The organism is Treponema bryantii (assembly GCF_036492245.1).
In the GTDB taxonomy this organism is placed as follows: domain Bacteria; phylum Spirochaetota; class Spirochaetia; order Treponematales; family Treponemataceae; genus Treponema_D; species Treponema_D bryantii_C.
Map to the genome: position 1 here is coordinate 1 of NZ_AP025286.1, position 23,602 is coordinate 23,602.

Here is a 23,602-nt window from a genome sequence, read left to right on the forward strand (position 1 = left end):
TTAGTTTGAGAAAAATTATAAAATACTTGAAGAAATCTTCTAACTCTAGGATAATAAAAGAATGTCAGAAAATAATTATAAAGAGGCTTGGGAGTACACGATGAAAGTACTCCATGATTTATATAAATCGCAAAATAAAGGAGATGAATTTAAACTCTGGTTCAATATGAACTACGTAGAAGACACTATTGATACTATCACTGTGTCTGTTGCATCTACATTCCTTCAGCAGTCAATGCAGAGAAAGGGAAATTTTGATATCGTTCTTAAAAAACTCAAGGAAATTACAGGTCAGGATGAAATTAAACTGAACGTTGTTGTAATTAAAGAGGAAAATTCAGAAGCAAAAGAATCTAAAAAATCAGATACATCAGAATTAAATACTGCAGAAGAAAAATCAGTTAAAGAAAATAAGCCTTCAGAATCAAATGAAACAAAAAAAACAGGCTTTAAAAAACATCAGCTGCTTGATGAAGAATATACTTTTGATACTTTTATTCCAGGTGATAACAGTAGATTTGCATATAATGCTGCTATAGCTGTAGCCAATGAACCTGGAAGAAAATATAATCCGATTCTTTTTTATGGTGGATCAGGTCTTGGAAAGACTCACCTTATGCAGGCAATCGGAAACTATATTAACAACAATAATACTGAAAAATTAAAGATCTGCTACGTATCTGCAGAAAGCTTTACAAATGAATTTATTCTTTCTCTTAAAGAAAAAACTGAAAAAGCTTTTAAGAATAAGTACAGAAATCTTGATGTTCTTTTACTTGATGATATTCACTTTCTTCAGGGAAAGGAATCAACTCAGGAAGAATTGTATTTAACTTTTGATGCTCTTTCACAGAAAAAAGCTCAGATGGTTTTTACATGCGACCGTCCAATCCGTGAAATCAAAACTATGGCCGAAAGACTTGTAAGCCGTATTTCAAGCGGTATGTGTATTGATCTTCAGCCGCCTAACTATGAAACCCGTTATGCAATTCTTCAGAAAAAAATTGAACTTCAGAATAGAGTTCTTGAACCTGAAATTATAGATTTTATTGCAAGAAATGTAGAAACTAACGTTCGTGAGTTGGAATCTGCTCTTGATAAAGTTCTTGGTTATGAAGAACTGATTGGTAAAAAATTAAACATTGATATCGTAAAAAATCAGCTTCGCGATATTATCAGTTCTAATTCTACAGAAAATATTTCGCTTGATATTATTCAGAAAGTTATTGCAGAAAACTATCAGATTTCTGTTGCAGATTTAAAGAGTAAAAAGCGTGATAAAAAATACGTAGTTCCTCGCCAGATTGCTATTTATATTGCCCGTGAACTTACTGAAATTGCTTATACTGAATTAGGCAATGAATTTGGCGGTAAAGATCATTCTACAATTATGACTGCATATAAAAAGATTGCTGAACAGATCAAAATTGATTCAACACTGGAATCTAAAATCCAACTTTATATAAGAGAAATTAAGGAGTATAAAAAGTAAAAATTTGTTGATAAATTGCCGCTTTAAAGTGGATAAATTGACAAATATTAATTAAAATGTGGATATGTGGACAAAAAGTTAATTAAGTCATCCGATTTATTAACAATTTAAATCTTTGAAATATAAAGAATTAAATGTGTTTTCCACAGTATTCACAGCCCTTATTATTACTATTACTAAATTTAAAAAATTTAATAAATAATAAATAATGTGTAAAAGGAGATAAAGAAATGAAATTCACATTCGACAGAGACGCAATGATTAAAGAAATTTCAATTGCACAGGAAATTATTACAAATAAAAGTCCTGTTTCTATTCTTTCTAATATTTTAATCATAGCAGAAAATAATTCACTTACAATTAAAGCAACTGATTCAACAGTAAAGTTTACAACTGTAATTCCTGTTGATATTCAGGAAGAAGGCCGCACAACAATTTTCTGCGACAAGTTTATGAGTATTCTTTCTTCTTTACCTTCTGGCGAAATTGAATTCATTCAGGAAGATATTGGAGTTACAATTAAACCAATTTCTAAAAAAGTTAAATTCCAGCTTAAGAGTCAGGCAAGCGATAAGTTCCCTGAGTCTGGTACAAGCGACAATGTTCCATTCTTTGAACTTCCTGCAAAGGATTTCAAAGAGATGATTAAGGAAACAATCTTTGCTGTTTCTGATGACCGCAACCGTTATTTCATGACTGGTGTTTACTTCATCAAAAATGGTGAGACACTTACAATGGTTGCAACTGATGGTCGTCGTCTTTCTTGTGATAACAAAACAGGCTTCAGTATTCCTGATTTTCAGCCGGCAATTATTCCTACAAAAATTCTTTCTTGTATTTTGAAGAATGCTCCGGATGAAGGAAACATTCAGGTTGCTGTAGTTGATAAATCTATCTTTGTAAAATTTGGAAATCTTGAATTCTCTTCTGTACTTATCGAAGGTCAGTTCCCTAACTACCAAAAGGTAATTCCAGAAAATCTTACAATGTCATTCATGGTTAATAAGGCTGATCTCGATGCAGCTCTTAAACGTACAACAATCATGGTTGATAAAAAAGTAAGCAGAATTATTTTCAAGATTTCTTCTGGTGTACTTAAGCTGATTTCTCCAGAGTCAGATATTGGTACTGCAGATGAAGAGATTCCTTGCCGCTATGATGGCCAGGATATTTCTATGGCATTGAACTTTACTTATGTAACAGAACCGCTCAAAGTTATTGATTCAGAAAATGTTGTTTTTGATTTCAATATCAATGACGTTGACGGCGATGCAAATATTACTAAGGCTGTAATTATGCGCAGCGAAACTGGCGGAGATTACATCCACGTAATCATGCCGATGAATTACTAGGATGCCGTTTCTTTATCAAACATTTTATAATTTCCGAAATCTTAAAAATGATAAAATAGACCTTTCGAACAGAGAGGTCTATTTTGTCGGTGAAAACGGGCAGGGCAAGAGTAATATTCTGGAGTCGCTTTATTATGCGTCTTACGGAATTTCTTTTCGAACTCACGTTGATTCACAGATTGTAAAAAAAGGTGAAAAAGATTTCAGCGTTAATTCAATGTTCAAAAAAGATGAAGGAGATATTCAGCGTGTCTCTGTAATTTTTGAGAACAACAAAAAACGAATAGAAAAAAACGGAAAAAAAATTCAGGACAGAAAAGAACTTATCAATACAATTCCATGCATTCTTTTTTGCCATGATGATTTGAGGTTTGCAACTGGCGAACCAGAAGCCCGCAGATTTTTTATTGATCAGTCACTTACACTTTATGATTCAACTTACATTGATGATTTACGAAATTACAAAAAAGTTTTAAAGAGCCGAAATTTAATTTTAAAAAATCATCAGTATGATGTGCTTGATGTTTTGGACAGTCAGCTCGTTCAGTACGGACTTGTGATTCAGGAAAAACGTAAAAAGGCAATTTTTCTTTTTAATCAGATTTTTGGAAAAGTCTTTGAAGAGATAACAGGCATTGAGGGGCTCTCAATAAATTATCATCCGTCATGGAAAGAGCTTGATGCAGAAGGCCAGAAAATTTTTCCTGCTTCTCAGGATATTTTAAATTTGCTTTTAACTAACCGTGAGCGAGATAAGAATCTTGAAACAACACTTTCCGGCCCGCACCGCGACCGCATTGATTTTGTAAAAGATCATCATCTTTTTATACCGACTGCATCAACAGGACAGTGTCGTTTAATTTCACTTTTATTGAGAGTTGCACAATCAATTTATTATACCCGCGCGACCGGCCTTCGGCCGGTACTCTTAATGGACGACGTTCTCCTGGAACTCGATCCTGACAAAAGAGCAAAACTAACAGCAATGCTTCCCGATTATGATCAGCTCTTCTGTACATTTTTACCGGGCGAACCTTATGAACGGTATATGCATGACACAACTAAAGTGTATAAAATAAGACAAGGTGAATGGTATGAATAATATAATAATTTCCGCCGCCGACATGATGCTGCAGGCTGCAAATATTGGAACCTCCGAGGCCAACGAAATTTGCAGTGTCTGGAAAAAAGTTGTGTCCGGTATTCATTCAAGTAAATACGAATCTGAAGTTAGCGAAAGACGTATGCCAATTGGAGAACGCCTTGCTGGAAATACACGTGTCATCGATTTGAAGAACGGTGTTCTTTTAGTTGAAACAGATCATCCAGGCTGGATTCAATATCTGAAGATGTATCAGAAATTTATTATCAATGGGCTTAAGATGAATCTGCCGAAACTTAAAATCAGTTCACTGGCTTTTCGTGTGTCTGGTGAGAAGGTTAGTCTCAGCGAGAGTTATGAAAATCAGCTTGCTAAAGAAAGAAAAGAAATGGCTGCCAAATTAGAAAAGCAGGAAAAGGAATTGAAAAAATACGATAAAGGCAGTGAAAATACCGAAAAAAGGGAAAATAAACTGCCTCCAGAGCTTCTAGCTAAATTTGACAGTATACGGAATAGCATGCTTGACCTATCGCAAGAATAAATGATATATTTTATTACTATTTTTGAATTCTTTTTTTAGAAATTTAAATTATTATATATAAGGAGTACGTTCCATGAAAAGAACATATCAACCAAGTAAAGTAAAGCGCAACAGAAAATTTGGATTCAGAGCTCGTATGGCAACAAAGGGCGGACGCAAGGTACTTGCTAGAAGACGTGCTAAGGGTCGCGCAAAGCTCTCAGTTTCTGACGAAAAGAAGAAGTACTAATTTTTTAAGGGATGGAAACAGACTTGATAAAAACGGGATTTTTTAAACGTGAAGAGCGGATAAAGAATCCCGCTGATTTTAAAAAGCTGTTTAAAGACGGAAAAAAGATAAGTATTCCGGGTGCTAAGCTTTTCTATTTAGAAAACAATCTTGGAATGAATCGTGTCGGTTTTCCTTTGATGCGCGGCTACGGTAACGCGGTCGAAAGGAACTTATCAAAAAGGTACAGCCGTGAAGTCTATCGATTACTAAAATCACATCTGAACACCGGATATGATATGCTATTCTTAATATATCCCGGAAATGATTCGTTCCACTCGCGATGTGATCAAATTCGTTTATTGTGTCAAAAGGCAGGATTAATTCAGGAATAAGGCTATGTTGAAAAAACTGGCCGTCATTTTAGGCGGAGCCATAAGTAAATTTTTCACAAAACTTTTCTGTTTTTTAATTCGTGCTTATCAAATTTGTATTTCGCCATTGCTTGGGAAAAACTGCAGATTTACTCCCACTTGTTCTGCATATGCTCTTGAAGCAATAAAAAAATACGGTCCGGGTAAGGGCCTTTTTCTCTCGATTAAACGAGTTCTCAAATGCAATCCATTTCACGAAGGCGGTTACGATCCTGTGCCTTAAACTTAAGAGGAATGCAAAAAAATGGATAAAAACACTATATGGGCAATTGTTCTTTCAACACTTGTTATTATTGCTTCTTATCTGATTTTGCCTAAATTTTTCCCTGGCCTTAATATGATGGGCTTAGGAAACCAGGCAAATGCTCAGATACAGACAGAAGAAACTGCGGAGCCTCAGGAGTTTTCTCTTGAGTCAACAGAACTCAGCGAATTAGCAGAAAGCGAAAATGATTTCTCTGATGATGCTGAAGCAGAAGAAGTTCTTGTTGAACAGAAATATACTATCAGAACAGATAAAGTAGAAGCTGTTTTCACTAATAAGGGTGGAGACATCATCAGTTATAAACTTCTTGATCATAAAGATATGGATACTGATGATTTTGTACAGCTTTCTGATAACATCAACAGCAAGAACAGAACATGTGCAATTGCATTTGGAAAGGCTGATTCAAAAATTATTGATGACATTTTCAATGCAGAAACAGATGGTAATAAAATCACTTTTACAAAGACACTTAATGTAAACGGCAAGAAAACAACTATGCGTAAGGTTTATACCTTTATGGATGGTGAATATGTTTTCAAGCTTGATGTTCTTATTCATACAGCTGATTCTACTGGAATTGATCTTGGAGGAACTGCTTACACAATCAGAACTTCTCCACAGATTGGTCCACACTTTAATCCAAAACAGAATCGTTATGAACGCCGTGAATTTATTTCATATAACGGAAATAAATATAAGAAGATTATGCTTAGCAACGGTCAGTTCAAAGAATACGATAAAGATATGATCTGGAGCGGTATTGCAGGAAAATACTTCATTGAACTTATGATTCCTAATGCTCCGGAAACAGTAAAAACTAACTGGTATTCTTCTAATGTAGAAATTAATAATTATGCTAATGCTCAGGCATTTATTGAGCGTTCATCATTCAGTGGTTCAGATATTTCTGATACTTACTATATGTACTTTGGTCCTCGTAATGACAAGGATCTTAAGCGCTATAATATTGCAGAAAATAACGGCTGGAACATTGGTGGTAAAAAGATCAGCCAGGCATTGCAGACAAGCGGCTGGCTCAACTGGCTCGAAAAGATTCTTAAGGTAGTTCTTGAGATGTTGAATAAGCTTTTCCATAACTGGGGTGTTTCAATCATCATAATGACACTTATCCTTAAGGTAATTATGTTCCCGCTTTCTAAGAAGCAGTCTTTGGGTACTCTTAAGATGCAGGATCTTCAGCCTAAACTTAAGGCTCTCCAGGATAAATATAAGAACGATCAGCAGAAACTTCAGCAGGAAACTTCAAAGCTTTATCAGCAGGCAGGATATAATCCTGCAAGCGGATGTCTCCCAATGGTTTTCCAGTTCCTGATTCTTTTTGCTATGTATAACCTCTTTAACAACTACTTCGAATTCCGTGGTGCTATGTTTATTCCAGGCTGGATTCCAGACCTTTCTACAGGTGATGTTGTAAAGACTTTTAACTTCAATATTCCGTTAATTGGTAACCAATTACGTCTTTTACCTGTAATCTATGTGGCTACTCAGTTGTTATCTGGTAAGATAACTCAGAATGGTCAAACAGCAGCTCCAGGTCAGAGTCAGGCTACAATGAAGTTCATGATGTACGGTATGCCGTTAATGTTCTTCTTCCTGTTCTACAATGCTCCATCTGGATTGCTTCTTTACTGGCTTACCAGTAATGTTCTTCAGATTTTCCAGCAGCTTATCATCAATAAGATGATGAAGGAAAAAAGAGCAGAAAAAGATGCAGGCTTTAAGGCAAAAGAGCAGAAAGTTCTTCCACCAAAAGCTAAAGGAAAGAAAAAATAATAATGGCCGCTACGCGGTCAATCTAGGAGATAAATAAAATGACTTACGAGTTTGAAGGAAAAACTGAAAAAGAAGCTATCGAAATGGCAGTAAATGAGCTTGGTCTTGAAAGAGATCAGTTCGATGTAGAAATTCTTGAAACACAGAAAAACTCAATTTTTAAAAAAGGTTATGTAAAAATCAGAGTTCATACTCTTGATGATAATGATAATGGTTCAAACTGGGGAAATGAAGCTTCAGAAGAAAAGCATTCACGCCTTGTTGCAGATCCACTTCCACAGGGAGAATTTGAGCAGAAACTCATTGAATTCATCAAAACTGTTGTTGAAAAAATGGGTTATGATGTGAAAGTTGAGGTTTCTTATCGTGAAGAAAAGAAGCTTGGAATTCGTCTTGATTCATCTTACTCTTCAATCCTTATTGGACGCAAGGGAAAGAACCTCGATGCTCTTCAGCTTCTTGCAAACATCTACGCTGGCCGTCTTGGTCACGAAGAAGTTCGCGTAATTCTTGATACAGAAAACTACAGAATCCGTCGTGAGGAAACACTTGTTCGCCTCGCATATACTACAGCAGATAAAGTTCGTCAGTCACACAATTCTATTCTGCTTGAACCAATGAATCCGTTTGAGAGACGTCTTATTCACACAACTTTGAATGACATTCCTGATGTTGAAACAAAGAGTGAAGGAGAGGGCGTATTCAAACAGGTTCGCGTTCTTTACAAAGGAATTCGTTAATGGGATTTAATTTGATTAAAAAGATGGGCCTGATGCTTTTAGCAGGTGCAGTTTTCACCGGTACAGTATTTGCCGATGAAAACGCCAAAGTAAAAGGAATGGTCAGTGCACAGCTTTATGAGCAGCTGGTTAAAGAAGGCAGCATTGCAGATTATCGTTACGATGGTTTAGAAGAATTTAAGCTTCTTCCTAAATCTGTTTATAGTGAAGGTTTATTCAGAACGATGATCAAAAAAGAGCCTGGAAATTTTCCATACACTTACGAAGGTCTTCATCTTATTAAAAAAGCAGACCTTCTTAAGCAGGGAAATTCAGGCAAAACATCAATAACTATTGATGATATTTCTAAAGTAGTTCGTTCACTTTCTACAATGGAAGGATTGAAATATTATTCAACTACAAGAAATAAAGAAATGGTTCTGTTCAAAAAATGCTATATGATTGCAGGAGCTGATGATAAAACTAAAGTTCCTGATCAGAATACAGGTAATGCAGATGGCCAGATTTCTTATTGTCTTCAGGATGACAGCAGTTTTGGTGTAAACACTTACAGACTTACTTATCATCAGAATGAAGATTCTTTGTGGTGTAATTTTACAATTCTTGACAAAATGGGAATTGGACCATTTAGACCAATCCATCCGGGAAAAATGATTATCAATATTCTGGTAATAGATTGTGGTGACGATATACTTTTATATCTGTGTACCGATACAGACAGTCTGAAATTACCTGGCATTAAGGGACAGATTACAAAGTCCATGCTTGCCAGAATGAATGCTGTTTATGAATGGTTTAAAACTCAATTCTAAGAGGTAATAAAATGAAACTTAAAAAAACTATTATTGCAGGTCTGCTGGCAATTTTTGCATTATCTTCTTGCACAGCCGCAGGTACTAAGGGGAAAAACATGGAAGCATTGAAAGGAAAAGAAGGCGTATTTGCCGTTCTTGAAACAGAAAAGGGAACTATCATTCTTAATCTTTTTTATAAAGAAACTCCAATGACAGTTGCAAACTTTGTTGGTCTTGCAGAGGGAACTCTGGATGCAGCAAAGGGAAAGCCATTCTATGATGGTTTGAAATTCCACCGTGTAATTTCTGATTTTATGATTCAGGGTGGTGATCCACAGGGTAATGGTACTGGTGGTCCTGGATATAAGTTTGCTGATGAATTTGTTGAAGGATATGTATTTGATAAGCCTGGTAAGCTTGCTATGGCAAACTCTGGTGTTAATACAAACGGAAGCCAGTTCTTTATTACACACGTTCCAACAGACTGGCTTAACTACAAGCACACAATTTTTGGTGAAGTTCTTGAGGGACAGAATGTTGTAGATACAGTTGCTCAGGGAGACACCATTAAGTCTCTTACAATTGTTCGCCAGGGTAAAGACGCAGAAGCATTCAAAGTAACTCAGAAGAGCTTTGATGAGCTTAAAGCTGCAGGTGCTAAAAAAGCTGCTACTTTCAAAGAAGAACTTGCAAAGAAAACAATTGCTAAGGTAATCGAAGGCTGTGAAAAGTCTAAGAGCGGTATTTACTACCAGATTCTTAAACAGGGCAGCGGTGCTGTTTGTGGAAAAGGAAAGAAAGTAACTGTTGAGTACAAAGGATATCTTCCAAGTGGACAGCTTTTTGATGCTTCTAAAGAATTCCATCCACAGGGACATGAACCAATCGAATTCACAACAGCTGGTGGACAGATGATTCCTGGTTTTGATGAAATGGTTCAGGAAATGAAATACGGTGAAACAAGAAAGATGGTAATTCCACCTGAGCTCGCTTATGGAAGCTATGGTGTTCCACAGGCTGGAATCCCAGGTGATTCATATATCTGCTTTGATGTTAAGCTTGTAAAGTAGGCGAAGATAGCAGAACCGTTAAAAACCGAGCTGCGAAAGCGGGTCGGTTTAGGTTCTACGAAAGAATGCCTCAGAGGCGAGACTATGCGAGCCGACTCATTAATATGAGCCGGTTTTTTTATTTTAAAATCGGCGAAACGTCGAAAAGGCTTTTTGTAGCTTCGTAAATTTTGCGTGCTACAAGAGGGTTATTCATTGTGTAAAGGTGAATACCTTGAACACCGTGAGTAACAAGATCAATTATCTGATCAATAGCATAGGCAATACCAGCGTCACGGATAGCTTCCGGATGGTCGGCATAGCGGTCCATCATATCAGTAAACTTTTTAGGAAGCACGGCGTTTGTCATACTGACCATTCGCTCAATTGATTTTTTATTTGTAGCCGGCATAATACCAGCTTCAATAGGCACATTTATTCCTTTAATCTGACAGCGTTCCAGGAAGCGGTAGAACTGTGCATTATCAAAGAAAAGCTGTGAAAGCAGGTGAGTGGCACCGGCATCAACCTTCTTTTTCAGGTAATCAATATCATCATAAACATTTTTTGACTGTGGATGAAGTTCAGGATAACAGGCACCAAAAATCTTGAATTGTTTTCCGTCAGTTCTTTTTGAATCAAATTCCTGTATAAATTGAATAAGATCACTTGCGTGATGGAAATCATTTGCAGGTTCTTTACCTTCAACACGGTCTCCACGAAGTGCAAGAATGTTTTCTATTCCAGCATTCTGAAACTGTTCCAGTACATACTGAGCATCCTGACGTGTCATATTTAAACAAGGCATATGGATTACAGATTGAACACCGCAAACGTTTTTAATATGCTTTGCAATTTCTACAGAATTATTGCAGTTTTCGCTTCCACCGGCTCCAAAGGTTACGGAAATAAAATCTGGAGAAAGACCTTTTAACTCATCGAGAGTAGAAAAAATAGTATCGATTGGCATGGTCTTTTTAGGAGGAAATACTTCGAATGAAAATATTGTTTTAGTCATATTTTGTTATTATATAAAGAAACGAATATGTGGTAAAGACAAATAAAATCACTCAAAGCTATGACATTTGTCATAAATCTTAGGTAACTTTAGTTATTTTGAATGATTTAAATGTATAAAATGTTATATTACTTATGACAATTATATTATAATTTGTCTAAGAAAAAAACACAAAACTATCAGTATGATAGTTGTAAATTTCCTAGGGGGATAAAATGAAGTTATTAAACAAAGGTATTGTATCTTTTTTTGCAGCTGTTTTTGTTACTTCATTACTTTTTGTAACCGGATGTTCATCATCAAAAGTTGCTTCTGGTAATGGAAAACAACTGGTTATGGACTCTGCAATTAAGCAGGGAAAACTTGACAATGGAATGTCATATTTTATTCGTGAAAATGGAGAACCAAAAAATCGTATCCAGCTTAGACTGGTTGTAAAAGCTGGTTCGTGCATGGAGGAAGACGATCAGAAAGGTGTTGCTCATTTTGTAGAACATATGTGTTTTAATGGAACTGAGCATTTTGAAAAGTCTGCAATCGTTGATTATTTTGAATCTATTGGTATGCAGTTTGGACCAGAAGTAAATGCATATACTAGTTTTGAAGAAACTGTTTATATGCTTGAGCTTCCAGCTGATGACCCGGAGATATTAAAAACAAGTCTTATGGTACTTCATGACTGGGCTAGTGCTGTTTCTTTTAATCCGGAAGAAATCGATAAGGAACGTGGTGTAATTGTTGAAGAATGGCGTCTTAGAAATCAGGGTCTTAATGGACGTGTTACAGATAAGTTAATTCCACTTATTTTCAAGGATTCAAGATTTGAAGGAAGATTACCAATTGGAAGCATGGATGTAGTTAAAAATGCTTCTTACGATCGTATTAAAGATTTTTATAAGAAATGGTATAGACCGGAACTTATGTCTGTAGTTGCAGTAGGTGATGCAAAATCAGATGTTCTTGAAAAAGCGATTAAAGAAGTGATGGGTACAATTCCTGCTTCAGAGAAGAAGATTAAATCACCAGAATTTAAAGTTCCTTTGCAGTCTAAGAAAAAAATTGAAATAATGCGCGATAAAGAGTTGAACATTTTGCAGGTTGAAATCTATCAGCAGGCAAAGGATAACTCTCCTGTAACAACAGTAGAGCAGCTCAGAAAAGAATATGCACTAAATATTGCTGCAAGCGTATTGAATATGCGTTGTCAGGAGATTTCAAATCAGCCTTCTGCAGAATGGCTTGGTGCAGGTGTTGGATCAACAGGTTTTGCAAATAACAATCCTATTTATGTAATGCAGCTGTTTCCTAAAACAGACCGCTTTGAACAGGCTTTTAAAGCATTCTTAGATGAATATGAACGTTTTATGCTTCATGGAATTACTGAAGCAGAGCTTAATAGAGCAAAGCAGTCTATGTTGCAGAGTTTCCAGCAGAACTATGCTAATAAGGATAAACATCCTTCAGCAAATTTTGCAGGCAGTATTGTAAGTCATATTGTAAGTGGACGTATTTATTTATCTGATGAAGATGCTTTCAAATTAGATACAGAAATTACAAATCAGATTACTGCTGAGGAAATTCTTGAAGTTGCAAAAGAAGCATTTGAAAATCGTGGAACTTTGATGCTTGTTCTTGTTCCTGAGTCAATGAATGCACCTTCTGAAAAGGAAATTCTTGATATCTGGAATAATTATGAAAGTGAATCAGCAAAAGAAGCTTATGTGGATGATACAGGCGATAATAAGCTGATGGATAAGCCGTCAAAAAAAGCTAAGGTTACTGAGAAAAAAGCAATCAAGGAACTTGGCGGAACTCAGTATACTTTTGAAAACGGTGTAAAAATCATTACTAAAAAAACTGATTTCCAGAAGGACTCAATTGTAGTTTATGGTGGAAGCAAGGGTGGATATTATCAGCTGAAGGAAGAAGAAATTCCTTCTGCAAAGATTGCCAGGGAATATGCTTTGTATTCTGGTTTTAATGGAAAAACTTTGAGTCAGATAAAGAAAATTGCAGTTCCATTAAATCTGAATATCGGTTTTGAAATTAATAATACAGAAGAATGTTTTTATGGAAATGCAAACAAGTCAAATATTGAAGAAACCTTGCAGTATATTAACATTGCATTTGATAAACCTCAGTTCACTGAAGAGGGTTGGACAACTCTTATAAATCAGTATAAGCAGGTTGCAGAAAACTATGGTGCACAGCCTTCAAGAGTTTTCAATGATAAGATTAACGAAATGCTTTACGGTAACAACTTATATTTTGCTCCATGGAATATGGATTACATCAATAAAATGAATCCTGAAATTGCAGAGCGTGTTTATCGTGAACGTTTTGGAAATCCTGCAGATTTTACTTTTGTATTTGTTGGTGATTTTGATGAGAAGAAGTTTGTAGATTTGTGTGCATACTATCTTGGAACTCTAAAAACAAATGATGTAAAAGAAGAAACAAAATATGTATACTTCCCATTCCCAGAAACAAGTAAGACAACAACTGTTAAAAAAGGAATCGATCAGAAGGGTGAAGTTTACATGTGCTTTGGTGGTGAATTGCCAGAATGTAAAGATTTAGAAGTCAGCTATAAAGAAGGCAAGATAATTGATCAGCTTGCATCTGTACTCGATATTCGTTTGCGCGAGGTTATTCGTGAAGATAAGGGTGGTTCTTATGGTGTAAGTACAGGCGGATTTATTGATGGCTGGCCAGAGCGCTTCTATAAGGTTTATATTGATTTTGGTTGTGAACCTTCAAGAGAAGAAGAGCTTCAGGCAGTTGTAATTGAAACTATAAAGGATATTCAGAGTGGTAACATTTCTGATGAGCTGATTCAAAAGTTGAAAGAAACTTATACCAGAACTATTGAAACTTCGGTTAGAAATAACTACTGGTGGTTGAACAGAATTGGTAGTGAGATTTTGTTTACTTATGAACCATTATGGTATACAAATGATACAGGTCGTGTAAATGAGTGGATTACAAAGGAAGCACTTGTTGAAGCTGCTAATAAGTATCTGGATACTAACAGAATTGTTACTGGATATTTGAAGCCAGAGAAATAAAAAGAAGGCTGCCAGGGGATTTTAAGGGGGTGACCCCCTTAGGAGAAGGGGTAGCGTAAAATAAAAAGGCTGCGGTGGTTTACCACTGCAGCCTTCTTATTTGGAGTGAGGGGAAGTCTTTCCCCTTCAAAAATTAAAGAATACCGATTCCCTTCAAGAGGATGATGAAAAGAAGGATTGGTGCAACGAACTTAATCATTACAACGTAGAGAGTCTTACGACCGAACTTTTCACCATTGAGGGTAATCTCATCGATTGTTGTTTTTGGCTTAGCAACCCAACCGATAAGGATACAAGTAAGAAGACCAATGATTGGCATGAGAACGTTGTTACTTGCGTAGTCGAGGATATCGAGAATCTGACCAACACTACCGTTCGGAAGTTTGAGGTCGAAGTAGAATACGTTGTATCCGAGACAAACGATGATTGAAACAACAAATGTGCTTGCTGCCATAACGAGAGTAGATTTCTTGCGGCTCCACTTGAACTTATCCATCATAGAAGATGTGATTGCTTCGAGAATTGATACAGCAGAAGTGAGGGCTGCGAACATTACCATTACGAAGAAGATGAGACCGATGAACTCACCGAACTTACCAAGAGAGTTGAATACTTTTGGAAGTGTTATGAACATAAGTCCTGGACCTGCAGACATACCTTCTTTTCCAGAGAATGCAAATACGGCTGGGATAATCATCATACCAGCGAGAAGAGCGATACCTGTATCGAAGATTTCGATCTGGTTTACAGATTTACCGAGGTTTACATCTTTCTTCATGTATGAACCGTAAGCAATCATAATACCCATAGCAATTGAGAGTGAGTAGAAAAGCTGTCCCATTGCATCAAGACAAACTGTAAGGAAACCCTTGAATGTGAGTCCTTCAAAGTTTGGAATGAAGTAAACTGCAGCACCCTGGAGACCTGTACGTGTTACGCCAGCTTCGTCTGTGTGGCTGATGAAAAGTGAGTAGATTGCAATGAAGATTACAATTACAACAAGAATTGGCATAAGGATTTTTGAATATTTTTCGATTCCGTGCTCAACACCTTTGTAAACAATAATGAAACAGAGAACTGCAAAAAGAACTGTATAGAAAATAGGCTGCCACTGTGATGTGATAAAGCCTGTGAAGAATCCGTCTGCAACTGCAACCTGGCCCTGGAAAGCGAGGTAGCTGAACATGTACTTCATTACCCATCCACCGATTACACAGTAGTAAGGATAGATGATGAAAGGTACGACGAAAGAGAAGATTCCGAGGAAACCCCATTTCTTGCTGATTTTTGAATAAGCAGTAAGAGGACTTTCCTGAGTCTTTCTACCAATTGCTACTTCTGTGATGAGAAGAGCAAAACCGAATGTAAGAGCGAGGGCAAGGTAAACTACGAGAAAAAGTCCACCGCCATCTTTTGCTGCGAGATATGGGAAGCGCCAGATGTTTCCGAGACCTACGGCACTACCTGCTGCAGCGAGAACGAACCCGATTGAACCAATAAATGAGTTGCGCTGTTTTGTTTGAGTTTCCATAAATAAACCTCTAAAAAAATTTTTTTTACGGAAAGCATTTTAACATAAAAGAGGGCTTTGCGTCATTAGAAGAGATTGTTATTGAAGGAAGTCTTAAAATAGTGGTGCGAAGATGCGGAAGAGGCGGCCGAGTGCTCTCTGATAAAGAGGAATCTTTTTGTAATCGCCTTTCTGCATGTGAGTACAGTCTTTGAGGGTTTCATCAAAATCTGCTTTTGCATCGTGTACCACTGGTGAATCTAAAAAGACAACTCCATTTTCGAAATGATGATAGAGGCTTCTGTAGTCGAGATTCACTGAACCAATGGTTGCGATATGGTCGTCAGCGATGAACATTTTAGAATGGATAAAACCTTTATTGTAGAGATAAACTTTTATTCCGTTATCAACAAAAGATTCCAGATATGTTTTTCCAATGCAGAATGTGAGAAGATGATCTGGAACTGATGGCACGATGATAGAAACTTCGACTCCGCGGGCTGCGGCAAAGAACAGGGCTTCCTGTAACAGGTTATCTATGAGGATATAAGGAGTTGTGATGTTCAGATATTTTTTTGCATTATTTATGATGTAGAAATAAATGTTTTCTGCAATGTCTTTGTTGTTGAAAAAGTCGTCGCCGTAAGGGATGGTGATGCCGGGGTGTGCGGGGAGGGCTTGTTTAGGGGCGAGTTCTTGTTGTGTACCGGGGATTTGCTGAGAGTTGAAGTCTTGTGATGCACTGGGTGACTGCTGAGGGTCGAGATCTAGTTGTGCACTGAGGGCCGTGAGATATGGAGAAAAATCTTCAGGAGTTTTGGAATAAAGATTCCAGTTCTGCAGGAAAAGCTGCATGAAGGTGTGAACAGCGATTCCCTGTATTTTAACAGCATTGTCTTTCCAGTATGGAAAGCGGTTTTTACCACGATTGAAATATTCGTTGGCAAGATTAAGACCGCCGGTAAAGGCTGTCTTTCCGTCGATGATTACGATTTTACGGTGGTCACGGTTATTGAGGTGTGTTGAAACAATCGGAATGATTGGGAGGAATACCCTCGAATCAAAGCCTTTAGATTTAAGATACTTCTGATAGAACGAAGTAGAAGCTACGGGGGATCCGAGGCCGTCGCAGAGGATTCGGATTTCAACTCTATTTTTCTGGCGCTCCTGAAGTGCGCTTAAAATCTCGTTCCAGGAACTGTCTACATCGATAATGAAAAATTCAAGGAAGATAAATTTCTGTGCGTTTTCAATTTCTTCTATCAAGGCTGGAAAAAAAGTTTCGCCATTTGGATAATAAGTTGTATTGCAGTTCTTGTAAGGAAAGAAAAAATTATTTGTGAGGTAGTAGATTAAATCTGCAGATCGATTTTTGGAGAACTCGCGTATCAATTCTTTCTGTTCTCTGAGTGAAGAAGGTATGTTTGCCGGAAGTAAGATTTCGGTTTGTTCACGAAGCAAGGCGAGTCTTTTTGAGTGTCGATGTGAGCCACGATTTGTATGATACATAAGGTATGCGGCGATGCTGAACAGTGGGACGAAGATCATCGGAACGATCCAGGCGAGCTTGAACTCGTTGCGTCCTTTTTTGTTTATTATGAAAATCATGAAGCCGGCTGTGAGGGTGAGGGAAATTCCAAAATAGACTTCGAGGTATTTTTCGAGTCGGAAAATGAAAAAGGCCAGAAGGAAGATTTGAATGGCGATGAACAGGAAGTTGATTATGAGACGGCTGTAAACGTTCTTATGAAAAATTTTGAAACGCTTTTTGTCTTTGATGATTTCATAATTTGATTTTTTAGAATGCTTTTTCATAATCAATTAAATAATAAACTGATTAGTCAATTTTGTCATTCATACGTTTGTAATTAAAATAATTCTGGTTGAAGAGGGTCGTTGTCTGGAAACTCTTCAATCCATTTGAAAACAGAATCAGTACCTAGCATGATGTTGTTGCGTTTACAGAGTTGTGAGAGATAAGACATAAGGGCGTGACTGTTCGGACTGTTTACCATGTAATTGTAACCGAAAGTTTTTATGTAGCGTTGCTTGAGAGAAATCTGATCAGCAGAAAGTGATGGAAAATTACGGTCCAAGGCGGCATAAAAATATTCGCGATTACCTTCTCGCAAAGTGAGCCCAATTCCAAAGCAGATGATTGCGTGAACTCCGGCCCGGGCACAAAGGTCTACAATGCCTTCGATATTTTCTTTTGTGTCGTTTATGAATGGGAGAAACGGGCTGAACCAGACAACGGTTGGAATGCCGGCTTTGTGAAAGGCCTGAAGTACTTCGAAGCGTCGGCTTGTTGGACAGACATTGGGTTCAATTTTTTTACAGAGAGTGTCGTCTGCGGTGGTGAGTGTCATTTGAACTACAGCCTTTGTTTTTTGATTTATGTGAGTAAGAATATCGAGGTCACGAAGTACAAGATCTGATTTAGTAATAAGTGTTGCACCGAAATTATAATGGTCTATGATTTCGAGGCAGCGGCGTGTAAGCTGGAGTTCTTTTTCTAAAGGGATGTAAGGATCGCACATAGAGCCGGTACCTATCATGCAGCGCTTTCGCTTTTTTTTGAGAGCGGCTTCGAGAAGCTCGGGTGCGTTTTGTTTTACTTCTATGTCTTCAAAATCATGAGTGAACTGATAACATTTACTTCGTGAATCACAATAGATGCAACCGTGGGAACAACCACGATAGATGTTCATACTGTGAGGAGTAAGAATTGTTTTTGCGTTCACGAAGTGCATGTTTGTATTATAGCATGAAAATATGACAAGGTGATGTCATATTAAAAATCTCTTTTGAAAAAAATATAAGTTTGATTATTTACAATTCTTAATATGAGCTTTGATTTTTTTTATAGCCCAGTCGTAGTGGCTTGAGGTTGTGCTGACACAATAATCTCCAAGCGCTGCGTTTCCTGTCCATGCAAAATACTTTGGGATAAAAAGTTCTTCGTTTGAATAACTCTCTATCAGATTTATTACATCGGCGTGGCTTTTATCGAGCAACTTTCTAGCTTCTTCCAGACTTGTTTTCTGATGATTATTCCAGAACATTACATTCATTGCGCCATAAGTTTTCCACGAATATTCTGATGGGAGGAAGGCAATAGCTGATTTTTTGTCAGTAATGTCTTTATTGTTTTTCGGAAACTTGAGCATAAGCTGATGCCATTCATAAAGGTGAATGAGTACATCGCGGACATTTTTGTCGCGGCTCCAGTGAGCTTCTCTTTTGCTTGGTTCGCCTGAAAAATCAAATGGTGTATTAAGTTCTTTTTCAGACATTCCGTCGATGAGCTTGATAAGTTTGTCATAGTTTTCTTTTGCTGCTGTAAGCAGGTCGTCTTTAGTTTTTGGTCTTGGCATTTAGTTCTCCTTGTTTATTATATCACTGAACTCTTCAAGAAGTTCAGTAGTGTATATTTTTTCTCTGGTAGAAGTACGAACTTTTTTCCAGAGGATTGAAGCGGTTTTGAGTTTATTTTTAAAGTGAGTAGTGGCTGGGTCAGTGCAGAAGTCGTGAACGAACTTGTTCCATTGTAGAGAGACTTTGTCGTATTTTGCGTAAGTTTTAGTGCCGTAAAAAATGTTGAGGAGGTCACCGAGAGTGAAAGAGATATCGTTGGTTTCCTTTACTTTACGAACGGTGGCTACCATATCGACGTTGAATTTGAAATTATCGATTCCAGTCTGTTGAGAGAAAAAATCGCGGAAACGCTGGTTGAAGCAGAAACCGCATTCTATGAGGCTGGTTTGTGGGGTGAGAGTGATGATGGAAGTGGCAGCCTTTGGGGAAGTATGGTGTTTGGTAACTGAGGGGCTGAAAGTGTTTGATTTTTTTGGTGGAATGAAATTGCCTTTAAAGTATTCTTCTATGTTGTGGTTGAGTTCTGCTTTCATACCTGAGGCATCGATATTCAATGATTTGCAGATAGTCTGGAGCTCTTCGCGGTACCAGTAATATTTAGAAAAATCTTCATAGGATTTGATGGCGGTGAAAGAAGGGCGCTTTGTGATGGTGGTTTCGTGTTTCGACAAACTCAACAACCGACTGCTGCGCGGATATTTAACTGCTGTTGTATGAGCAGTGATAATAGTATAGCTGTATGCATTTACTGTGATGTATATTCCATCAATTTCACAGTACCAGTTCTTGCCTTGGCGAGTGATTTTGCAATCTGGGGATGAAATCTTCTTTTTGCAAAAATCCACAACATCAGTAATACTTTCACCCAGAGAAAGATTTTTTCTGATACGTTCTGATCCCATAGGAGTAGTGTAAATCTTGTTGAGATTCGATAATAATGGGCAATTATCTGCGTTGATCATGTTTTTATTATAGGATCTTAAATATGACAATGGCATGTCATATTTAAAAATATTATTTTTTTCATTTGTGATATGCTATACTATTATTTAAGGAGTACTTTTTGGAAGAAATAATTCTTTTTGCAGCCTGTATATTTTCTTTTGCTGCTGTGTTGATATCACTTTTATTTTTTTTCAGATATAAAAAGAATTTTTTCCTTCATGTCCTTTTAATACTTTTTTCTTTTTTTATGATAAGTACAAACAACCTGTATGCTGTAATTCACAGTCCGCTTGTTGAACGAATTCCTATCTGTATTTTTGGTGCATTCCTTTCATTATTCTTTTCTTATGGCATTGTCAATTTTACATTTGATCTGATTCAGATAAGCAGTTCAGCCTCTATCCGAAAATTTGTTTTATCATATTCAATAATTGTTTTTGTATTTTCTTTTATTCTGATTTTTTTGACTAACTTTTCAAAACCCGCTTTTATCTTAAACTTAATCGGATTATGGATACCAACAGGTTTTTCATTGGTCATCAGCATCAGCTTTTTTAAGCGAATTGATACTGGAGTTTTCAGAAAAGAAAAATGGATAATTCTTTTTCTTGCGATATTGAATTTAATTCTTTCTTTTGTACTTCATAGTGCTCCGTTCATTTTTATAATTTCAATTTCTCTTTTAGTTTATCATGTTTTCTATCATTTCTATTTTTTGTCTCCAATTTCAAAAACAGAAAAAACTTTGAAAGAAGAATTCATAAAAGATTTTGGAATTACAAAAAGAGAGCAGGAAATCATTGTTGCCCTTTTACATGGTAAGTCAAACAAAGAACTTGCAGAAACACTTTTTGTCAGTGAAAAAACAATAGAAACTCACCTTGCAAATATTTACAGAAAAGTTGGAGTAAAAAACAGGCTGGAACTTTTCTCACGTCTTCAAAACGACTAAGGGTTTACCCTGAATTTCAAATTCCAATTAAAATCAGTACAGACCCTAATATCTTTCTTAACCTTCAGAGAGTAAAGTTACAGCGAAAACTTTTCTGGAGGTTGTACATGAAAATCAAAAAATTCTTATCTGTAATTATTGGGCTATTTATATTGTCACTTTCAATTTTTGCAGAGGAAAAGAAAACTCAGGTAGAAATATCCTTATCGATAAACTGGACTTTCGGCTGCTATAAGGAAACAAGCTTTGCAAATATTTCCCAGAAAATTCTTGCTCCAAGGTTTCAGCTGGATTCAAAGATTTATTCTGGAAATATGCTACATATAATCACAGCCGATTATTATTTTTGTCATCCGAAATCGGCAATGACAAATACGGCTGTAGTGTACAAGAATTATGATCCTGTTTCTGGCGAATCTTATTATGAAGCTTTTCAAAGTAATCTGGCATTTCATCGAATTAGACTGCAATATGATGCGGCTTACGATGTTTTAAAAAATGAGAAATATGATTTATTTGTGGGCGGAAATTTTTCATGCAATGCTTATCTTCAATTTGAAAATTACCCGTCTATCACAGGAATAATATCGATAGGACCAACAACGGTTTTTAAATACAACATAGATGAAAGAAACTCTTTTATGGTAACAGGTTCTATGCCTTGGTTCGGCTATGGTGTACGACCGCCATATGCAGGATGCGATGCTCAGCTTATGAAATATGCGGAAGAAAATTTTATGAAAATTCTAACTCTTGGAAATTTCTTAAGTCTTCACAATTATCAGAACATCAGTTTAGGATTTGATTACAAGATAAAAGCTTCAAAACATTTTTCAACGGGACTTGGCTTTGGATTTGAATATTCGCGAATTGCTGTTCCAAAAGAACGGCCTTTATATTATCTGGATGGAAATTTCAGAACCATGGTATCAGTAAATTTTTAGGAGGATTAAAATGAGAAAAAATAATTTCATAAGTATTATTGTGTTTTTACTTATCTCAATGATTTTGTTGCAGGGTTGTTCTTTCTTTTATGGAGAAACTCCTGATCTTACATACAACGAGATGTTTGACTCTTTGTGGAAAGATTACGATGAGACTTATGCTTTGTTCGAAGTGCGAGGTGTAGATTGGGATGAGCAATATAAAAAATGCAAGCCTTTGGTTTCTGATAATATGACTGACAAAGAATTTTTTGAAGTACTTAAAAAACTTCTGTATCCGTTGAAAGATTCTCATGTATATGTAAAAACTCCTTTTGAAAGTTTAAACTCTGGGGAAGACAATTCAACCATTGATAATTTTTCACTTACAGAAGTTTGCAATCAATATATTGAAAATCCAAAAAAATGCGGTAATAAGATTATTACTTTTGGAACATTAAAAACTGATGATACGGTTGGGTATATTCATATTGCAGCTTTTTCGAGTGGACAGACAGGAATCAATCAGAAACAGAATTGGGCTGGTGAAATAGATACAGCACTGGAAGAATTAAAAAATACACGCTGTATGATTCTTGATGTTAGAGGCAACCGTGGTGGATTAACTGGGAATGTAACCAGAATATCGGGACGCTTTTGTTCAGAAAATAAAGTATATGCAGTTTCACGAACAAGAAATGGAACCGGTAAAAATGATTTTGGTCCTGGAGTAGAACTGGAAATCAAAAAGAATGGAAGCTGGCAATATACAAAGCCTGTAATACTTTTGACGAATGCTCAGACGATGAGTGCAGGTGAAGAGTTCTCTATGGCAATGACATCGCAGTCTCATGTTATTCAGGTTGGTAATCATACCTGTGGAGTTTTCTCACTTGCTCTGGAACGCTGTCTTGTAAACGGCTGGAAGTATGCTGTATCTGTTCAGAAAGTAACAGACCCGGATGGAAAAACACCGGAAGGAAAGGGTATAGTTCCGGCGCATGAAAACCTGATATTAAATCCTTCTGCAGCTGAAGATTTGCAAATGCAAAAAGCTATCGAGTTATGTAATTATTAAGCACGTCATTGGCAAGTATAATAATTCTTTCACGAACTGATTTTGGTGAAAGAATTTTGATATCTGGCCCAAAGCCTAGAAGCAGATCCTGCAGCCAGTCTTCATCTGGAACGGTGAAGCTGGCTGTAATACTTCCGTCTTTGTTTGGTACTACTTCAGAACAAATAAAAGTATCAAGCAGATATGAGATTTTATTATTTGAAACCTTTGCTTTTATTGTAATCATTTTAGGCTTAGGTCTTTGATTTGCAGATTGTGAATTAACAACCGGAACAGAAAAGCGGGTTACTGTAGCAGTACGTCCAGTCATTGAAATATTTCTCATTCTGGAAAGTTTGAAAAATCTTTCGGCTTGTCGTGTCGTACACCAGCCCTGTAAATACCAGGCCTGACCTTTGTAAACCAGTTTCCAGGGATGAACAAGACGATGTTCAGTTTTTCCATCTCCACGAAAATATTCAAAAGAGACCTGACGTTTTTTAAGAATACATTCGCGAAGAGTTCCAAAGAGTTTTCGAACTTCGCTGCCTTCAGGACTCCAGGGAGAGAAATCAACTTCGAGCCAGTCAGTATCTGTGGTAACAAGACTTGAAATTTTTTCGGCTGCTTTTAAATTTGCATTAACTGCAGAAGATGAGTTTCCCGTCAGACTGTTAAAAGCTTTTACACTTGAAACAATAGCAAGACGTTCTTCTTCAGAAAGGATTCGTTTATCAAGAGCATATTTTTCTGAGATGGCAATTCCGCCGCCGCGGCCTTTAAGGGAATAAACAGGAACTCCGGAAACCGAAAGTGCGTCTATCCAGCGGTAAATGGTTCGGGTAGAAACTCCAAAGCGTTTAGCCATTTCACTGGCAGTGGACTGCTTTTTATCTATGAGAATATAAACAAATTCGAAAAGCTGATCTATCTGCATAAGGAAATTATACATCTGAAAATATGACATCGCAATGTCA

General features: G+C 36.8%; 22 protein-coding genes. 15 read left to right on the plus strand and 7 right to left on the minus strand.

The features are described from left to right. The first annotated feature begins 61 nt into the window (after positions 1-61). The 11 genes from dnaA to AABJ44_RS00055 all read left to right on the plus strand — a co-directional run bounded on the left by dnaA (position 62) and on the right by AABJ44_RS00055 (position 9,795). The gene (gene dnaA / locus AABJ44_RS00005) at positions 62-1,492 is read left to right on the plus strand and encodes a chromosomal replication initiator protein DnaA (protein WP_338369806.1); all 1,431 of its coding nucleotides are present in this window, start codon (positions 62-64) and stop codon (positions 1,490-1,492) included. Between the two features lie 230 nt (positions 1,493-1,722). Continuing rightward, positions 1,723-2,844, plus strand: a complete 1,122-nt coding sequence (gene dnaN / locus AABJ44_RS00010) for a DNA polymerase III subunit beta (RefSeq protein ID WP_338369807.1) — start codon at positions 1,723-1,725, stop codon at positions 2,842-2,844. 1 nt (position 2,845) lies between these two features. After that, complete coding sequence (gene recF, locus AABJ44_RS00015; protein ID WP_338369808.1) at positions 2,846-3,946, plus strand: DNA replication/repair protein RecF; 1,101 nt, start codon at positions 2,846-2,848, stop codon at positions 3,944-3,946. After that, positions 3,939-4,487: a DciA family protein gene (locus AABJ44_RS00020; RefSeq protein ID WP_338369810.1), complete on the plus strand. Its 549-nt coding sequence runs from the start codon at positions 3,939-3,941 to the stop codon at positions 4,485-4,487. The genes recF and AABJ44_RS00020 overlap by 8 nt, the downstream gene beginning before the upstream one ends. Before the next feature lie 73 nt (positions 4,488-4,560). Then, complete coding sequence (gene rpmH / locus AABJ44_RS00025) at positions 4,561-4,716, plus strand: 50S ribosomal protein L34 (RefSeq protein WP_022932870.1); 156 nt, start codon at positions 4,561-4,563, stop codon at positions 4,714-4,716. Positions 4,717-4,727: 11 nt separating this feature from the next. Continuing rightward, entirely contained in the window at positions 4,728-5,090 is a 363-nt protein-coding gene (rnpA, locus tag AABJ44_RS00030; RefSeq protein WP_074644090.1) for a ribonuclease P protein component, read from the plus strand. Positions 5,091-5,094: 4 nt separating this feature from the next. Continuing rightward, positions 5,095-5,352: a membrane protein insertion efficiency factor YidD gene (gene yidD, locus AABJ44_RS00035; protein ID WP_083379839.1), complete on the plus strand. Its 258-nt coding sequence runs from the start codon at positions 5,095-5,097 to the stop codon at positions 5,350-5,352. Between the two features lie 21 nt (positions 5,353-5,373). Next, positions 5,374-7,191 carry a membrane protein insertase YidC gene (gene yidC / locus AABJ44_RS00040; RefSeq protein WP_338369813.1) on the plus strand — a complete coding sequence of 606 codons (1,818 nt, stop codon included), beginning with the start codon at positions 5,374-5,376 and terminating at the stop codon, positions 7,189-7,191. A 38-nt stretch (positions 7,192-7,229) separates the two neighbouring features. Continuing rightward, positions 7,230-7,931, plus strand: a complete 702-nt coding sequence (jag, locus tag AABJ44_RS00045) for an RNA-binding cell elongation regulator Jag/EloR (protein WP_338369814.1) — start codon at positions 7,230-7,232, stop codon at positions 7,929-7,931. Further along, positions 7,931-8,743 carry a DUF6675 family protein gene (locus AABJ44_RS00050; protein ID WP_074644083.1) on the plus strand — a complete coding sequence of 271 codons (813 nt, stop codon included), beginning with the start codon at positions 7,931-7,933 and terminating at the stop codon, positions 8,741-8,743. The genes jag and AABJ44_RS00050 overlap by 1 nt, the downstream gene beginning before the upstream one ends. Before the next feature lie 11 nt (positions 8,744-8,754). Beyond that, a complete protein-coding gene (locus AABJ44_RS00055; protein WP_338369815.1) occupies positions 8,755-9,795 on the plus strand; it encodes a peptidylprolyl isomerase in 1,041 nt (346 codons plus the stop codon). 118 nt (positions 9,796-9,913) lie between these two features. Here AABJ44_RS00055 and metF read toward each other — a convergent pair whose 3' ends face one another. After that, positions 9,914-10,792 carry a methylenetetrahydrofolate reductase [NAD(P)H] gene (metF, locus tag AABJ44_RS00060; RefSeq protein ID WP_338369817.1) on the minus strand — a complete coding sequence of 293 codons (879 nt, stop codon included), beginning with the start codon at positions 10,790-10,792 and terminating at the stop codon, positions 9,914-9,916. Positions 10,793-11,007: 215 nt separating this feature from the next. Between metF and AABJ44_RS00065 the strand changes: the two genes are divergently transcribed. Then, positions 11,008-13,860, plus strand: coding sequence for a M16 family metallopeptidase (locus tag AABJ44_RS00065; RefSeq protein ID WP_338369819.1), 2,853 nt, complete (start codon positions 11,008-11,010; stop codon positions 13,858-13,860). A 133-nt stretch (positions 13,861-13,993) separates the two neighbouring features. Here the strand turns inward: AABJ44_RS00065 and AABJ44_RS00070 are convergent, their stop codons facing one another. The 5 genes from AABJ44_RS00070 to AABJ44_RS00090 all read right to left on the minus strand — a co-directional run bounded on the left by AABJ44_RS00070 (position 13,994) and on the right by AABJ44_RS00090 (position 19,746). Then, entirely contained in the window at positions 13,994-15,391 is a 1,398-nt protein-coding gene (locus AABJ44_RS00070) for a sodium-dependent transporter (protein ID WP_338369821.1), read from the minus strand. A 93-nt stretch (positions 15,392-15,484) separates the two neighbouring features. Beyond that, positions 15,485-17,185: a phospholipase D-like domain-containing protein gene (locus AABJ44_RS00075; RefSeq protein ID WP_338369823.1), complete on the minus strand. Its 1,701-nt coding sequence runs from the start codon at positions 17,183-17,185 to the stop codon at positions 15,485-15,487. Between the two features lie 53 nt (positions 17,186-17,238). Next, positions 17,239-18,123: an SPL family radical SAM protein gene (locus AABJ44_RS00080; RefSeq protein ID WP_338369824.1), complete on the minus strand. Its 885-nt coding sequence runs from the start codon at positions 18,121-18,123 to the stop codon at positions 17,239-17,241. Between the two features lie 75 nt (positions 18,124-18,198). Then, complete coding sequence (locus AABJ44_RS00085) at positions 18,199-18,747, minus strand: ClbS/DfsB family four-helix bundle protein (protein ID WP_338369826.1); 549 nt, start codon at positions 18,745-18,747, stop codon at positions 18,199-18,201. After that, positions 18,748-19,746, minus strand: coding sequence for a DUF3781 domain-containing protein (locus tag AABJ44_RS00090; RefSeq protein WP_338369829.1), 999 nt, complete (start codon positions 19,744-19,746; stop codon positions 18,748-18,750). A gap of 194 nt (positions 19,747-19,940) precedes the next feature. Between AABJ44_RS00090 and AABJ44_RS00095 the strand changes: the two genes are divergently transcribed. From AABJ44_RS00095 to AABJ44_RS00105, 3 genes are all read left to right on the plus strand, one after another. After that, a complete protein-coding gene (locus tag AABJ44_RS00095; RefSeq protein WP_338369830.1) occupies positions 19,941-20,645 on the plus strand; it encodes a helix-turn-helix transcriptional regulator in 705 nt (234 codons plus the stop codon). Between the two features lie 107 nt (positions 20,646-20,752). Continuing rightward, positions 20,753-21,589: a hypothetical protein gene (locus AABJ44_RS00100; RefSeq protein WP_338369832.1), complete on the plus strand. Its 837-nt coding sequence runs from the start codon at positions 20,753-20,755 to the stop codon at positions 21,587-21,589. A 10-nt stretch (positions 21,590-21,599) separates the two neighbouring features. Continuing rightward, positions 21,600-22,646, plus strand: a complete 1,047-nt coding sequence (locus AABJ44_RS00105) for a S41 family peptidase (protein WP_338369833.1) — start codon at positions 21,600-21,602, stop codon at positions 22,644-22,646. Here the strand turns inward: AABJ44_RS00105 and AABJ44_RS00110 are convergent. Further along, entirely contained in the window at positions 22,624-23,562 is a 939-nt protein-coding gene (locus tag AABJ44_RS00110; protein WP_338369835.1) for a helix-turn-helix transcriptional regulator, read from the minus strand. The genes AABJ44_RS00105 and AABJ44_RS00110 overlap by 23 nt on opposite strands. Positions 23,563-23,602: the final 40 nt, after the last annotated feature.

Coding starts and splice junctions, on each gene's coding strand:
- dnaA (WP_338369806.1), top strand. CDS start 62: ATGTCAGAAAATAATTATAAAGAGGCTTGGGAGTACACGATGAAAGTA.
- dnaN (WP_338369807.1), top strand. CDS start 1,723: ATGAAATTCACATTCGACAGAGACGCAATGATTAAAGAAATTTCAATT.
- recF (WP_338369808.1), top strand. CDS start 2,846: ATGCCGTTTCTTTATCAAACATTTTATAATTTCCGAAATCTTAAAAAT.
- AABJ44_RS00020 (WP_338369810.1), top strand. CDS start 3,939: ATGAATAATATAATAATTTCCGCCGCCGACATGATGCTGCAGGCTGCA.
- rpmH (WP_022932870.1), top strand. CDS start 4,561: ATGAAAAGAACATATCAACCAAGTAAAGTAAAGCGCAACAGAAAATTT.
- rnpA (WP_074644090.1), top strand. CDS start 4,728: ATGGAAACAGACTTGATAAAAACGGGATTTTTTAAACGTGAAGAGCGG.
- yidD (WP_083379839.1), top strand. CDS start 5,095: ATGTTGAAAAAACTGGCCGTCATTTTAGGCGGAGCCATAAGTAAATTT.
- yidC (WP_338369813.1), top strand. CDS start 5,374: ATGGATAAAAACACTATATGGGCAATTGTTCTTTCAACACTTGTTATT.
- jag (WP_338369814.1), top strand. CDS start 7,230: ATGACTTACGAGTTTGAAGGAAAAACTGAAAAAGAAGCTATCGAAATG.
- AABJ44_RS00050 (WP_074644083.1), top strand. CDS start 7,931: ATGGGATTTAATTTGATTAAAAAGATGGGCCTGATGCTTTTAGCAGGT.
- AABJ44_RS00055 (WP_338369815.1), top strand. CDS start 8,755: ATGAAACTTAAAAAAACTATTATTGCAGGTCTGCTGGCAATTTTTGCA.
- metF (WP_338369817.1), bottom strand. CDS start 10,792: ATGACTAAAACAATATTTTCATTCGAAGTATTTCCTCCTAAAAAGACC.
- AABJ44_RS00065 (WP_338369819.1), top strand. CDS start 11,008: ATGAAGTTATTAAACAAAGGTATTGTATCTTTTTTTGCAGCTGTTTTT.
- AABJ44_RS00070 (WP_338369821.1), bottom strand. CDS start 15,391: ATGGAAACTCAAACAAAACAGCGCAACTCATTTATTGGTTCAATCGGG.
- AABJ44_RS00075 (WP_338369823.1), bottom strand. CDS start 17,185: ATGAAAAAGCATTCTAAAAAATCAAATTATGAAATCATCAAAGACAAA.
- AABJ44_RS00080 (WP_338369824.1), bottom strand. CDS start 18,123: ATGCACTTCGTGAACGCAAAAACAATTCTTACTCCTCACAGTATGAAC.
- AABJ44_RS00085 (WP_338369826.1), bottom strand. CDS start 18,747: ATGCCAAGACCAAAAACTAAAGACGACCTGCTTACAGCAGCAAAAGAA.
- AABJ44_RS00090 (WP_338369829.1), bottom strand. CDS start 19,746: ATGCCATTGTCATATTTAAGATCCTATAATAAAAACATGATCAACGCA.
- AABJ44_RS00095 (WP_338369830.1), top strand. CDS start 19,941: ATGATAAGTACAAACAACCTGTATGCTGTAATTCACAGTCCGCTTGTT.
- AABJ44_RS00100 (WP_338369832.1), top strand. CDS start 20,753: ATGAAAATCAAAAAATTCTTATCTGTAATTATTGGGCTATTTATATTG.
- AABJ44_RS00105 (WP_338369833.1), top strand. CDS start 21,600: ATGAGAAAAAATAATTTCATAAGTATTATTGTGTTTTTACTTATCTCA.
- AABJ44_RS00110 (WP_338369835.1), bottom strand. CDS start 23,562: ATGCAGATAGATCAGCTTTTCGAATTTGTTTATATTCTCATAGATAAA.